Genomic DNA, 15,736 nt, shown 5'->3' with positions numbered 1-15,736 from the left:
AGATATTTTGATATAGACTAATGCTTAAATTAAGCAACTTTTCTAAAAAAGGGAGTATGAAAATGATTAGTACTTTGAATGAAATTATGAAATGTATCGAAGACAACGATACAATTATTATACACAGACATGTTAGACCAGATCCTGATGCATATGGTTCACAACTTGGTTTAAAATACTATATTCAGCAGAAATTTCCGCAAAAGCAAGTATTTGCAGTGGGTGAAGCGGAATCATCATTAAGTTTTATTGGAGAGTTAGATAACATTGATGATAAAACATATCAAGATGCGCTTGTAATTGTATGTGATACTGCCAATGCTCCACGAATTGACGATGAACGTTATAGTACAGGTCGTAAACTTATTAAAATAGATCATCATCCTGCAGTTGATCAGTATGGTGATATTAATTTAGTTAATACGAACGCGTCATCTACAAGTGAAATCATTTACGATTTAATCTCACATTTTAATGATGAAGCAATTGTTAATAAAGATATCGCGAGCGTTTTATATCTTGGTATCGTCGGTGATACTGGGCGATTCCTTTTTAACAATACCTCAGAACATACTATGGAAATTGCTGGAAAGTTAATTGGGCATGATATTGATCATAATGCGCTTTTAAATAAAATGATGGAGAAGGACCCAAAAATGTTGCCGTTTCAAGGTTATGTTTTACAACATTTCGAACTTATGGATGATGGATTCTGCCAAGTTAAAATAACTGAAGATGTATTGGAGCAATTCGGTATTCAGCCAAATGAAGCATCTCAGTTTGTTAATACAATTGCTGACATCAAAGGCTTGAAAATATGGGTATTTGCAGTCGATGAAGGTAATGAAATCAGATGTCGATTACGTTCTAAAGGGCAATTGATTATTAATGATATTGCGCAAGATTTTGGTGGCGGTGGTCATCCGAATGCGTCAGGAGTTTCAGTGGACAGCTGGGATGAATTTGAGCAACTTGCTACAGCTTTACGCACAAAACTTAACTAATAGAAAGGGGCCATTCAATCATGGTGGCATATTTAAATATTCATACGGCTTATGATTTGTTAAATTCAAGCTTAAAAATAGAAGATGCCGTAAGACTTGCTGTGTCTGAAAATGTTGATGCACTTGCCATAACTGACACCAATGTATTGTATGGTTTTCCTAAATTTTATGATGCATGTATAGCAAATAACATTAAACCGATTTTTGGTATGACAATATATGTGACAAATGGATTAAATACAGTCGAAACAGTTGTTCTAGCTAAAAATAATGATGGATTAAAAGATTTGTATCAACTATCATCGGAAATAAAAATGAATGCATTAGAACATGTGTCGTTTGAATTATTAAAACGATTTTCTAACAATATGATTATCATTTTTAAAAAAGTCGGTGATCAACATCGTGATATTGTACAAGTGTTTGAAACCCATAATGACACATATATGGACCACCTTAGTATTTCGATTCAAGGTAGAAAACATGTTTGGATTCAAAATGTTTGTTACCAAACACGTCAAGATGCCGATACGATTTCTGCATTAGCAGCTATTAGAGACAATACAAAATTAGACTTAATTCATGATCAAGAAGATTTTGGTGCACATTTTTTAACTGAAAAGGAAATTAATCAATTAGATATTAACCAAGAATATTTAACGCAGGTTGATGTTATAGCTCAAAAGTGTGATGCAGAATTAAAATATCATCAATCTCTACTTCCTCAATATGAGACACCTAATGATGAATCAGCTAAAAAATATTTGTGGCGTGTCTTAGTTACACAATTGAAAAAATTAGAACTTAATTATGACGTCTATTTAGAGCGATTGAAATATGAGTATAAAGTTATTACTAATATGGGTTTTGAAGATTATTTCTTAATAGTAAGTGATTTAATCCATTATGCGAAAACGAATGATGTGATGGTAGGTCCTGGTCGTGGTTCTTCAGCTGGCTCACTGGTCAGTTATTTATTGGGAATTACAACGATTGATCCTATTAAATTCAATCTATTATTTGAACGTTTTTTAAACCCAGAACGTGTAACAATGCCTGATATTGATATTGACTTTGAAGATACACGCCGAGAAAGGGTCATTCAGTACGTCCAAGAAAAATATGGCGAGCTACATGTATCTGGAATTGTGACTTTCGGTCATCTGCTTGCAAGAGCAGTTGCTAGAGATGTTGGAAGAATTATGGGGTTTGATGAAGTTACATTAAATGAAATTTCAAGTTTAATCCCACATAAATTAGGAATTACACTTGATGAAGCATATCAAATTGACGATTTTAAAAAGTTTGTACATCGAAACCATCGACATGAACGCTGGTTCAGTATTTGTAAAAAGTTAGAAGGTTTACCAAGACATACATCTACACATGCGGCAGGAATTATTATTAATGACCATCCATTATATGAATATGCCCCTTTAACGAAAGGGGATACAGGATTATTAACGCAATGGACAATGACTGAAGCCGAACGTATTGGGTTATTAAAAATAGATTTTCTAGGTTTGAGAAACTTATCGATTATTCATCAAATCTTAACACAAGTCAAAAAAGATTTAGGTATTAATATTGATATCGAAAAGATTCCGTTCGATGATCAAAAAGTGTTTGAATTGTTGTCGCAAGGAGATACGACTGGCATATTCCAATTAGAGTCTGACGGTGTAAGAAGTGTATTAAAAAAATTAAAGCCGGAACACTTTGAAGATATTGTGGCTGTAACTTCTTTGTATAGACCAGGTCCAATGGAAGAAATTCCAACTTACATTACAAGAAGACATGATCCAAGCAAAGTTCAATATTTACATCCGCATTTAGAACCGATATTAAAAAATACTTACGGTGTTATTATTTATCAAGAGCAAATTATGCAAATAGCGAGCACATTTGCAAACTTCAGTTATGGTGAAGCGGATATTTTAAGAAGAGCAATGAGTAAAAAAAATAGAGCTGTTCTTGAAAGTGAGCGTCAACATTTTATAGAAGGTGCAAAGCAAAATGGTTATCACGAAGACATTAGTAAGCAAATATTTGATTTGATTCTGAAATTTGCTGATTATGGTTTTCCTAGAGCACATGCTGTCAGCTATTCTAAAATTGCATACATTATGAGCTTTTTAAAAGTCCATTATCCAAATTATTTTTACGCAAATATTTTAAGTAATGTTATTGGAAGTGAGAAGAAAACTGCTCAAATGATAGAAGAAGCAAAAAAACAAGGTATCACTATATTGCCACCGAACATTAACGAAAGTCATTGGTTTTATAAACCTTCCCAAGAAGGCATTTATTTATCAATTGGTACAATTAAAGGTGTTGGTTATCAAAGTGTGAAAGTGATTGTTGATGAACGTTATCAGAACGGCAAATATAAAGATTTCTTTGATTTTGCTAGACGTATACCGAAGAGAGTCAAAACGAGAAAGTTACTTGAAGCACTGATTTTAGTGGGAGCGTTTGATGCTTTTGGTAAAACACGTTCAACGTTGTTGCAAGCTATTGATCAAGTGTTGGATGGCGATTTAAACATTGAACAAGATGGTTTTTTATTTGATATTTTAACGCCAAAACAGATGTATGAAGATAAAGAAGAATTGCCTGATGCACTTATTAGTCAGTACGAAAAAGAATATTTAGGATTTTATGTTTCGCAACACCCAGTAGATAAAAAGTTTGTTGCCAAACAATATTTAACGATATTTAAATTGAGTAACGCGCAGAATAATAAACCTATATTAGTACAGTTTGATAAAGTTAAACAAATTCGAACTAAAAATGGTCAAAATATGGCATTCGTCATATTAAATGATGGCATTGAAACTTTAGATGGTGTGATTTTCCCTAATCAGTTTAAAAAGTACGAAGAGTTGTTATCACATAATGACTTGTTTATAGTTAGCGGGAAATTTGACCATAGAAAGCAACAACGGCAACTAATTATAAATGAGATTCAAACATTAGCCACTTTTGAAGAACAAAAATTAGCATTTGCCAAACAAATTATAATTAGAAATAAATCACAAATAGATATGTTTGAAGAGATGATTAAAGCTACGAAAGAGAATGCTAATGATGTTATGTTATCCTTTTATGATGAAACGATTAAACAAATGACTACTATAGGCTATATTAATCAAAAAGATAGTATGTTTAATAATTTTATACAATCCTTTAACCCTAGTGATATTAGGCTTATATAACTTTTATCAACTAATAAATTATGATATAGTAAACTGATGGTTAGATATTTTTTAACCATCAGTTTGCGTTTATATTAGTTTTTTATGCTTATTATTTTTATGAGTTTCACTTTACATTATTGATTAATCCATAAGAATAATTAGCACAAAAAGCAGTATACATAAATTGAGTAAAGAATTTTGTCGATATATCGTGCGGAAAAATAATAACTTTTTGATATATTGGTTTTTGCTATCCATTATAATAATTAAAGGTATATCTTTAGATAGTATGGTTTAATGTATCTTTATAAATATTATTTTATTATCGTTTATCGCTATCTGTGTTACATAATCAAAACCATAAATTCTTACTCATTCAGATTTACCCAATATTTTTACTTTTATAATGTAATGCGTTTTATCCAAGTTATTTTTTAAAAATAAATATTGAATTAGGGGCTGATTTCATGTCATTAAGAGATGAAGCATTGGAAATGCACAAACGTAATCAAGGTAAATTAGAAGTTAAACCAAATGTAAAAGTTACTAATAAAGAGGAATTAAGTTTAGCATACTCACCTGGCGTTGCTGAACCGTGTAAAGATATTTATGAAGATAAAAGAAAAGTATATGATTACACAATTAAAGGAAATACAGTTGCAGTTATTACTGATGGAACAGCGGTATTAGGTTTAGGTAACATTGGACCTGAAGCAAGTATTCCTGTAATGGAAGGTAAAGCAGTATTATTCAAAAGCTTCGCTGGTATCAATGGGGTGCCTATTGCGTTAAATACAACTGATACCGAAGAAATCATTAAAACAGTTAAGTTGTTAGAACCTAATTATGGTGGTATTAATTTAGAGGATATTTCGGCACCACGTTGTTTTGAAATTGAAGAACGATTGAAAAAAGAAACTAATATTCCGGTATTCCATGACGATCAACATGGTACAGCAATTGTAACAATGGCAGGTTTGGTAAATGCATTGAGAGTTGTTAACAAAGATATTGCTAAAATAAAAGTTGTACTAAATGGTGCTGGTGCAGCAGGAATAGCCATTGTTAAATTACTATACGCGTATGGTGTAAGAAATATGGTTATGTGTGACTCAAGGGGCGCAATTTTTGAAGGACGTTCATATGGTATGAATCCTACGAAAGATGTTGTAGCTAAATGGACAAATAAAGATAAGATTGAAGGGTCTTTAGAAGAAGTCGTAAAAGATGCAGATGTATTTATCGGAGTTTCTGTAGCTAATGCGCTGTCACAAGATATGGTTAAGAGTATGGCAGATAATCCAATTATATTTGCAATGGCTAATCCAAATCCTGAAATAATACCTGATGATGCCAAAGCGGCAGGTGCACGAGTTGTTGGTACAGGACGTTCAGACTATCCTAACCAAATTAATAATGTATTAGCTTTCCCTGGTATTTTTAGAGGTGCATTAGAGGTTGAAGCTACACATATAAATGAAGAAATGAAAAAGGCAGCTGTAGAAGCGATTGCTGATTTAATCGATAGTTCTGAATTAAATGAAGACTACTGTATCCCAGGACCGTTTGATAAACGTGTAGCGCCATCAGTTGCTCGTAATGTTGCTAAAGCGGCAATGGAATCTGGAGTAGCTAGGATTGAAGTTGATCCGCAAGATGTGTATGATAAAACAATGAAACTTACAGATTTACAATAAAAATAATTAACGTTTAATTAAATTGCTTAAAAGTTAGCAATAAAGAGTCATTAAAATGATGAAAATGAAAGTTTATGATAAACATTCAACAGTCAAACGAATATAAATCAAATAAATTTAAACCCGTTTTTAACTGGTCAAGTTCAGTTTAAGGCTCTAAATGGTTAGAACAGAGGTTATTTGGAGGTTTTCCTATGTTTAAAGATTTTTTTAATCGAACAAAGAAAAAGAAATATCTTACAGTACAAGACTCTAAAAATAATGATGTGCCTGCAGGTATTATGACTAAGTGTCCAAAGTGTAAGAAAATTATGTACACAAAAGAATTAGCTGAAAATTTAAATGTGTGCTTTAATTGTGATCATCATATTGCTTTAACTGCGTATAAACGTATAGAAGCAATTTCTGATGAAGGATCATTTACAGAATTCGATAAGGGAATGACCTCTGCGAATCCATTAGATTTTCCAAGTTATTTAGAAAAAATTGAAAAGGACCAACAAAAGACAGGTCTTAAAGAAGCAGTTGTGACTGGTACAGCGCAATTAGATGGTATGAAATTTGGCGTTGCTGTCATGGATTCACGTTTTAGAATGGGAAGTATGGGATCGGTTATCGGTGAAAAGATATGTCGCATCATTGATTACTGCACTGAGAACCGTTTACCATTTATTCTTTTCTCTGCAAGTGGTGGTGCACGTATGCAAGAAGGTATTATTTCCTTGATGCAAATGGGTAAAACCAGTGTATCTTTAAAACGTCATTCTGACGCTGGACTATTATATATATCATATTTAACACATCCAACTACTGGTGGTGTATCTGCAAGTTTTGCATCAGTTGGTGATATAAATTTAAGTGAGCCAAAAGCGTTGATAGGTTTTGCAGGTCGTCGAGTTATTGAACAGACAATAAACGAAAAATTGCCAGATGATTTCCAAACTGCAGAATTTTTATTAGAGCATGGACAATTGGATAAAGTTGTACATCGTAATGATATGCGTCAAACATTGTCTGAAATTCTAAAAATCCATCAAGAGGTGACTAAATAATGTTAGATTTTGAAAAACCACTTTTTGAAATTCGAAATAAAATTGAATCTTTAAAAGAATCTCAAGATAAAAATGATGTGGATTTACAAGAAGAAATTGACATGCTTGAAGCGTCATTGGAACGAGAAACTAAAAAAATATATACAAATTTAAAACCATGGGATCGTGTGCAAATTGCGCGTTTGCAAGAAAGACCTACGACCCTAGATTATATTCCATATATCTTTGATTCTTTTATGGAACTACATGGTGATCGTAATTTTAGAGATGATCCAGCAATGATTGGTGGTATTGGCTTTTTAAATGGTCGTGCTGTTACAGTTATTGGACAACAACGTGGAAAAGATACAAAAGATAATATTTATCGAAATTTTGGTATGGCGCATCCAGAAGGTTATCGAAAAGCATTACGTTTAATGAAACAAGCTGAAAAATTCAATCGTCCTATCTTTACATTTATAGATACAAAAGGTGCATATCCTGGTAAAGCTGCTGAAGAACGTGGACAAAGTGAATCTATCGCAACAAATTTGATTGAGATGGCTTCATTAAAAGTACCAGTTATTGCGATTGTCATTGGTGAAGGTGGCAGTGGAGGTGCTCTAGGTATTGGTATTGCCAATAAAGTATTGATGTTAGAGAATAGTACTTACTCTGTTATATCTCCTGAAGGTGCAGCGGCATTATTATGGAAAGACAGTAATTTGGCTAAAATTGCAGCTGAAACAATGAAAATTACTGCCCATGATATTAAGCAATTAGGTATTATAGATGATGTCATTTCTGAACCACTTGGCGGTGCACATAAAGATGTTGAACAGCAAGCTTTAGCTATTAAATCAGCGTTTGTTGCACAGTTAGATTCACTTGAGTCATTATCACGTGATGAAATTGCTAATGATCGCTTTGAAAAATTCAGAAATATCGGTTCTTATATAGAATAATCAACTTGAGCATTTTTATGTTAAATCGATACTGGGTTTTACCATAAATTGAAGTACATTAAAACAATAATTTAATATTTAGATACTGAATTTTAACTAAGATTAGTAGTCAAAATTGTGGCTACTAATCTTTTTTTAATTAAGTTAAAATAAAATTCAATATTTAAAACGTTTACATCAATTCAATACATTAGTTTTGATGGAATGACATATCAATTTGTGGTAATTTAGAGTTAAAGATAAATCAGTTATAGAAAGGTATGTCGTCATGAAGAAAATTGCAGTTTTAACTAGTGGTGGAGATTCACCTGGAATGAATGCTGCCGTAAGAGCAGTTGTTCGTACAGCAATTTACAATGAAATTGAAGTTTATGGTGTGTATCATGGTTACCAAGGATTGTTAAATGATGATATTCATAAACTTGAATTAGGATCAGTTGGGGATACGATTCAGCGTGGAGGTACATTCTTGTATTCAGCAAGATGTCCAGAGTTTAAGGAGCAAGAAGTACGTAAAGTTGCAATCGAAAACTTACGTAAAAGAGGGATTGAGGGCCTTGTAGTTATTGGTGGTGACGGTAGTTATCGCGGTGCACAACGCATCAGTGAGGAATGCAAAGAAATTCAAACTATCGGTATTCCTGGTACGATTGACAATGATATCAATGGTACTGATTTTACAATTGGATTTGACACAGCATTAAATACGATTATTGGCTTAGTCGACAAAATTAGAGACACTGCGTCAAGTCACGCACGAACATTTATCATTGAAGCAATGGGCCGTGATTGTGGAGATCTAGCATTATGGGCTGGATTATCAGTTGGTGCTGAGACAATTGTAGTTCCAGAAGTGAAAACAGATATTAAAGAAATAGCTGATAAAATTGAACAAGGTATTAAACGTGGTAAGAAACACTCAATCGTTCTTGTAGCAGAAGGTTGTATGACTGCGCAAGATTGTCAAAAAGAATTATCACAATACATCAATGTTGATAATAGAGTGTCTGTGTTAGGTCACGTTCAACGTGGTGGTAGCCCAACAGGTGCGGATAGAGTTTTAGCATCACGTTTAGGTGGATATGCGGTAGACTTATTAATGCAAGGTGAAACAGCTAAGGGTGTTGGAATTAAGAACAATAAAATTGTAGCAACATCTTTTGATGAAATTTTTGATGGTAAAGATCATAAATTTGATTATAGTCTATATGAACTTGCTAACAAGTTATCTATATAAGATTTCAGGAGGAATTATAAAATGAGAAAAACTAAAATTGTATGTACAATTGGACCAGCTTCAGAATCAGAAGAAATGATTGAGAAATTAATCAATGCTGGTATGAACGTTGCACGATTAAACTTTTCACATGGTAGTCATGAAGAGCATAAAGGTAGAATTGATACAATTCGTAAAGTAGCTAAAAGATTAGACAAAATTGTAGCAATTTTATTAGATACAAAAGGTCCAGAAATTCGTACGCATAATATGAAAGACGGTATCATTGAACTTGAACGTGGTAACGAAGTTATTGTTAGCATGAATGAAGTTGAAGGAACACCTGAAAAGTTCTCAGTAACATATGAAAACTTAATTAACGATGTTCAAGTAGGTTCATACATTTTACTTGATGATGGCTTAATTGAATTACAAGTTAAAGATATTGACCATGCTAAAAAAGAAGTTAAATGTGATATTTTAAACTCTGGTGAGCTTAAAAACAAAAAAGGTGTTAACTTACCTGGCGTAAGAGTAAGTTTACCTGGTATTACAGAAAAAGATGCTGAAGATATCCGTTTCGGTATTAAAGAAAATGTTGACTTCATTGCAGCAAGTTTCGTACGTCGTCCTAGTGATGTTTTAGAAATTCGTGAAATTTTAGAAGAACAAAAAGCTAACATTTCAGTATTCCCTAAAATTGAAAACCAAGAAGGTATTGATAATATTGCGGAAATTCTTGAAGTGTCTGATGGTTTAATGGTTGCACGTGGTGACATGGGTGTTGAAATTCCACCTGAAAAAGTACCAATGGTTCAAAAAGATTTAATCAGACAATGTAACAAATTAGGTAAACCAGTTATTACAGCTACACAAATGTTAGATTCTATGCAACGTAACCCACGTGCTACACGTGCAGAAGCTAGTGACGTTGCCAACGCAATCTATGATGGTACAGATGCAGTAATGTTATCTGGTGAAACTGCTGCTGGTTTATATCCTGAAGAAGCTGTTAAAACAATGAGAAATATTGCTGTATCAGCTGAAGCAGCCCAAGATTACAAAAAGTTATTGTCAGATCGTACTAAATTAGTTGAAACTTCATTAGTGAATGCTATCGGTATTTCGGTTGCACATACAGCTTTAAACTTAAATGTTAAAGCAATTGTAGCTGCTACTGAAAGTGGTTCAACGGCACGTACTATCTCTAAATATCGTCCACATTCAGACATTATTGCGGTGACTCCAAGTGAAGAAACTGCACGTCAATGTTCAATTGTTTGGGGAGTTCAACCTGTAGTTAAAAAAGGACGTAAGAGTACAGATGCATTGTTAAACAATGCAGTTGCAACAGCTGTTGAAACTGGTAGAGTATCTAATGGTGATTTAATCATTATTACTGCTGGTGTACCAACTGGTGAAACTGGAACTACTAATATGATGAAAATCCACCTAGTTGGTGACGAAATTGCTAATGGTCAAGGTATTGGACGTGGATCAGTTGTTGGTACTACGTTAGTTGCTGAAACTGTTAAAGATTTAGAAGGTAAAGATTTATCTGACAAAGTTATCGTTACTAACTCAATCGATGAAACGTTTGTACCTTATGTAGAAAAAGCTTTAGGCTTAATTACAGAAGAAAATGGTATTACATCACCAAGTGCAATTGTTGGTTTAGAAAAAGGTATTCCAACAGTTGTAGGTGTAGAAAAAGCTGTTAAAAACATAAGCAATAACATGTTAGTTACGATTGATGCTGCTCAAGGTAAAATCTTTGAAGGATATGCAAACGTACTATAATTTATAAAAAAACGTCTTTCCATTTATCAACAATGGAAAGGCGTTTTTTGGTTCATCTGGTATTTTATGACGTAATTAATAGGTTATTTGATAATGATAGTGTATGAATGGCAATCTATATAAATGTTTATATCTTTTATACATGTACATTATCACCTTCAAACTTTCACTCATATTACTTTGGAAATTTATTATAAAATAGAAGTATGGATGTATTTCTGAAATGATACATTATTAAATAGATGAGAAAGTAAAAGTTTTGAGCCAAGTACGCAATTTAATATTATAAGTTGCATATAAAAACCCCTGTTGAACTTTAGTATATTCAACAGGGGTAAAACTTGTTGTTATTTATTTGATTTAGCAGCGATACGTTTATATCTTAAGTACATAAATGCTAAAAGTATAAACCAAATCGGAATAAAATAAATTGCACGTCTTGTATCAACATTAATAAATAATAACCCGAACACAAAAATGAAGAATACAAATATTAAGTAGCCCATATATTTGCCACCTAATAGTTTGTACGTAGCATTTTTATGTAGATCTGGGTTTTTACGACTATAATTGATATATGCAATGATAATCAGACCCCATACAACTAAAAATAACACTGTAGAGATGGTAGTCACATACGTAAATACTTTTGTCGCATCTGGGAAAATATAGTTTAGTAATGCTGCCACAAGTAATAATGCTGATGAAGCAAAGATTGCAACATGTGGAACGCCATATTTATTCGTTTTAGAAAAGTTTGGAGGTGCTTGTTGTTGACTTGATAAACCGAAAAGCATACGGCTATTTGAGAATATACCACTATTACATGATGAAGCAGCAGCGGTTAATACTACAAAATTAATCAAGCCCGCAGCAAACGGAATTCCGATCAATGCGAATAATTTTACGAATGGACTGTTATCAGGATCAACTTGCTGCCAAGGAATAATAGACATGATAACAGCTAACGCACCAACGTAAAATATTAAAATTCTAATGGGTACACTGTTAATTGCTTTTGGAATTGTTTTAACTGGATCTTTTGTTTCCCCAGCTGTAACACCAATCATTTCAATTCCTACAAATGAGAATAATGCCATTTGGAAAGACATAAAGAATCCAGAAGCACCTTTAGCGAATATGCCGTGTTCATATAGATTTGTGAAACTGGCATGCCCGAATTGAGTTTTAAATGCAAATAGAATCATGACGAAACCAACTACTATTAAACCAATAATTGTCGCTATTTTAATGATAGAGAACCAAAATTCTAATTCTCCGAAAAGTCTTGCGCTAAGTAGGTTGAATGACATTAATAACAGTACACAAAATAGTGCACTTATCCAGTTTGGAATTTCTGGGAACCAAAAGCTAACATATTTTGCCACAGCCGTTACTTCAGCCATACCTGTAATAATCCAACAGAACCAGTATGTCCATCCGGTAACAAATCCTGCAAAAGGCCCAATATATGTATTGGTTACATCTGCGAAAGATTTAAATTCAGTATTCTGTATAATGATTTCTCCTAAACCTCGCATAAACATAAATAACATAAATCCTATAATGATGTATGTTAATAGAATTGAAGGGCCGGTTAATGCAATCGTTTGACCAGCACCTAAGAATAAGCCTGTACCAATTGCACCGCCAATTGCAATTAATTGTATGTGGCGATTGCTCAGTTCCCTTTGTAATTTTTCAGCCATAATACATCTCCCTTAAATATAGATATGTTTATTATGCACTTATATTGAGATATATACAATTATTTTCGGTAAAAATGTGTAAAATTCCATGTTAATATACTTTGGTTTTTATAATCATATATAATAACCAATTGAAAATTTAATTCTATTGTAAAATTCATGGATTATTCACATCTTGAAAAAGCTTTAATGGTGCTATTTGTGGCTATTCTGTGACATTTACATAGATTTACAAAAAAATTGTTGCACATATAATGCCAGTTTTTATATTTCACAAACGAAATGCGTTTAGCTATAATATTAGTTGAAAGCCATTTCATAAAGAAACAGTAAAGGGGAAATTTATCATGGCAGAATTACAAAGAGGTTTAGAAGGGGTTATCGCAGCGGAGACTAAAATAAGTTCAATTATAGAAAGTCAATTGACTTATGCCGGCTATGATATTGATGATCTAGCTGAAAATGCGCAATTTGAAGAAGTTATTTTCCTATTATGGAACTATAGATTGCCAAACGAAGAAGAGCTTGCTCATCTAAAAGGGAAATTAAATCAATACATGACATTAAATCCTCGTGTGTATACACATTTTGAGGAGTATGTTACAGATCACGTGCATCCAATGACAGCATTACGTACGTCATTATCATATATTGCACATTTCGATCCTGATGCTGAAAATGAATCAGATGAAAATCGTTATGAAAGAGCAATGCGTATACAGGCTAAAGTAGCATCATTAGTTACAGCGTTTGCTCGAGTAAGACAAGATAAAGAACCACTTAAGCCTAATCCTGACTTAAGTTATGCGGCAAACTTCCTATATATGTTACGTGGGGAATTACCAACAGATATAGAAGTAGAAGCCTTCAATAAAGCACTTATTTTACACGCTGATCATGAGTTGAACGCATCTGCATTTACAGCACGTTGTGCGGTATCATCATTGTCAGATATGTACTCAGGTATTGTAGCAGCCGTAGGTTCTCTGAAAGGGCCATTACATGGTGGTGCAAACGAACAAGTTATGACGATGTTATCTGAGATTGGGTCAATTGAAAATGTTGATGCTTACTTAGATGAAAAATTTGCTAATAAAGATAAAGTAATGGGCTTCGGTCATCGTGTATATAAAGATGGTGATCCTAGAGCGAAATATTTAAGAGAAATGAGCCGTCAAATTACGAAAGACGCTGGTCGTGAAGAATTATTTGAAATGTCAGTGAAAATGGAAAAACGTATGGCAGAAGAAAAAGGATTAATTCCTAATGTTGATTTTTATAGTGCGAGTGTTTATCACTGTATGGAAATACCTCATGACTTATTCACGCCAATCTTTGCTGTAAGTCGTTCTGCAGGATGGATTGCTCATATTTTAGAACAATATAAAGATAATAGAATTATGCGTCCTAGAGCGAAATATATTGGCGAAACGAATCGTAAGTATATCCCGCTTGAAGAAAGAAAATAATCAATACAAATTAAAAATGAAGATGTAAAATTTGGAGGTAAAATAACTATGACTGCAGAAAAAATTACTCAAGGAACTGAAGGATTAAACGTACCTAATGAACCAATTATCCCATTTATTATCGGTGATGGAATTGGACCGGATATTTGGAAGGCAGCAAGCCGAGTTATAGATGCTGCTGTTGAGAAAGCCTATAATGGCGAAAAACGCATTGAATGGAAAGAAGTGCTAGCTGGCCAAAAAGCATTTGATACAACTGGTGAATGGTTACCTCAAGAAACACTTGATACAATTAAAGAATATTTAATTGCTGTTAAAGGACCTTTAACAACACCAATTGGTGGTGGTATTAGATCATTAAATGTGGCTTTACGCCAAGAATTAGATTTATTTACTTGCTTAAGACCGGTACGTTGGTTTAAAGGAGTACCATCACCTGTTAAACGTCCACAAGATGTTGATATGGTTATTTTCCGTGAAAATACTGAAGACATTTATGCTGGTATTGAATTTAAAGAAGGTACAACAGAAGTTAAAAAGGTAATTGACTTCTTACAAAACGAAATGGGTGCGACAAACATTCGATTCCCAGAAACTTCAGGTATTGGTATTAAACCAGTTTCTAAAGAAGGAACTGAGCGATTAGTTAGAGCAGCTATACAATATGCTATCGATAATAACCGTAAATCAGTTACTTTAGTTCATAAAGGTAATATTATGAAATTTACAGAAGGCTCATTTAAGCAGTGGGGTTACGATTTAGCATTATCTGAATTTGGTGATCAAGTATTCACTTGGCAACAATATGACGAAATTGTTGAAAAAGAAGGCAAAGATGCCGCTAATGCTGCTCAAGAAAAAGCTGAAAAAGAAGGCAAGATTATCATTAAAGATTCTATTGCTGACATTTTCTTACAACAAATTTTAACTCGTCCAGCTGAGCATGATGTTGTAGCAACTATGAACTTGAATGGTGACTATATTTCAGATGCTTTAGCTGCACAAGTTGGTGGTATTGGTATTGCGCCAGGTGCAAACATTAATTATGAAACAGGTCATGCTATTTTTGAAGCAACACATGGTACAGCTCCAAAATATGCAGGTTTAAATAAAGTGAATCCATCTTCAGTAATTTTAAGTTCTGTATTAATGTTAGAACATTTAGGATGGCAAGAAGCGGCAGATAAGATTACAGATTCAATTGAAGATACAATTGCTTCAAAAGTTGTTACTTATGACTTTGCCCGTTTAATGGATGGTGCTGAAGAAGTTTCTACATCAGCATTTGCAGATGAATTGATTAAAAATTTAAAATAAGCAAAATAAAATTAGGTGAGTCTAGCAACTTTAATTGCTAGGTTCGCCTTTTTAAATGAATTGAAGTTGGCAACAGGATAGAAATAATAAAGAGTCACCAATGATTGATTATGTAGTGTTTCTTAAACATTAGACAAAGCGAATATGTACATAAGCTTAGGAATAAATGAGTAAAACTCATGCATAGGTAGTGGGGTAGAAATGATATTTTTACAAAATTTATTTCGTTGTCCCAGAGTAAATAATGCAAATGATAGAAGGAAATATAAGAAGTATTTTATTTATATGTAAAGTAATGTAAAAAATGTGTAAAGATAATGTGTAGGAT

At 33.1% G+C, this 15,736-nt stretch carries 10 protein-coding genes; 9 read left to right on the top strand and 1 reads right to left on the bottom strand.

Annotation, left to right across the window (positions count from 1 at the left end):
- Positions 1-62: 62 nt before the first annotated feature.
- From pde2 to pyk, 7 genes are all read left to right on the top strand, one after another.
- Positions 63-1,004, top strand: coding sequence for a pApA hydrolase Pde2 (pde2, locus tag KI230_RS08565; protein WP_000626074.1), 942 nt, complete (start codon positions 63-65; stop codon positions 1,002-1,004).
- Between the two features lie 20 nt (positions 1,005-1,024).
- Complete coding sequence (locus tag KI230_RS08560; protein WP_000226912.1) at positions 1,025-4,222, top strand: DNA polymerase III subunit alpha; 3,198 nt, start codon at positions 1,025-1,027, stop codon at positions 4,220-4,222.
- 449 nt (positions 4,223-4,671) lie between these two features.
- The gene (ystJ, locus tag KI230_RS08555; protein WP_000058389.1) at positions 4,672-5,901 is read left to right on the top strand and encodes an NADP-dependent malic enzyme; all 1,230 of its coding nucleotides are present in this window, start codon (positions 4,672-4,674) and stop codon (positions 5,899-5,901) included.
- A gap of 194 nt (positions 5,902-6,095) precedes the next feature.
- Positions 6,096-6,953 carry an acetyl-CoA carboxylase, carboxyltransferase subunit beta gene (gene accD / locus KI230_RS08550; protein ID WP_000471571.1) on the top strand — a complete coding sequence of 286 codons (858 nt, stop codon included), beginning with the start codon at positions 6,096-6,098 and terminating at the stop codon, positions 6,951-6,953.
- Entirely contained in the window at positions 6,953-7,897 is a 945-nt protein-coding gene (locus KI230_RS08545) for an acetyl-CoA carboxylase carboxyltransferase subunit alpha (RefSeq protein ID WP_000883648.1), read from the top strand. The genes accD and KI230_RS08545 overlap by 1 nt, the downstream gene beginning before the upstream one ends.
- A 268-nt stretch (positions 7,898-8,165) precedes the next feature.
- The gene (gene pfkA, locus KI230_RS08540; RefSeq protein WP_000717561.1) at positions 8,166-9,134 is read left to right on the top strand and encodes a 6-phosphofructokinase; all 969 of its coding nucleotides are present in this window, start codon (positions 8,166-8,168) and stop codon (positions 9,132-9,134) included.
- Positions 9,135-9,155: 21 nt separating this feature from the next.
- Positions 9,156-10,913, top strand: a complete 1,758-nt coding sequence (gene pyk / locus KI230_RS08535) for a pyruvate kinase (protein WP_001232648.1) — start codon at positions 9,156-9,158, stop codon at positions 10,911-10,913.
- A 347-nt stretch (positions 10,914-11,260) separates the two neighbouring features.
- Here pyk and KI230_RS08530 read toward each other — a convergent pair whose 3' ends face one another.
- Positions 11,261-12,622: an amino acid permease gene (locus tag KI230_RS08530; RefSeq protein ID WP_000818525.1), complete on the bottom strand. Its 1,362-nt coding sequence runs from the start codon at positions 12,620-12,622 to the stop codon at positions 11,261-11,263.
- 347 nt (positions 12,623-12,969) lie between these two features.
- Here KI230_RS08530 and KI230_RS08525 point away from each other — a divergent pair, with 347 nt between their 5' ends.
- Both KI230_RS08525 and icd read left to right on the top strand, forming a co-directional pair.
- Positions 12,970-14,091 carry a citrate synthase gene (locus tag KI230_RS08525; protein WP_000829167.1) on the top strand — a complete coding sequence of 374 codons (1,122 nt, stop codon included), beginning with the start codon at positions 12,970-12,972 and terminating at the stop codon, positions 14,089-14,091.
- Positions 14,092-14,139: 48 nt separating this feature from the next.
- Entirely contained in the window at positions 14,140-15,408 is a 1,269-nt protein-coding gene (gene icd, locus KI230_RS08520) for an NADP-dependent isocitrate dehydrogenase (protein ID WP_000123163.1), read from the top strand.
- Positions 15,409-15,736 lie beyond the last annotated feature (328 nt).

Origin of the sequence: Staphylococcus sp. MZ3, assembly GCF_018622755.1 — a bacterium.
Classification (GTDB): Bacteria; Bacillota; Bacilli; order Staphylococcales; family Staphylococcaceae; genus Staphylococcus; species Staphylococcus aureus.
This window is presented reverse-complemented; position numbering and strand designations above follow the sequence as displayed.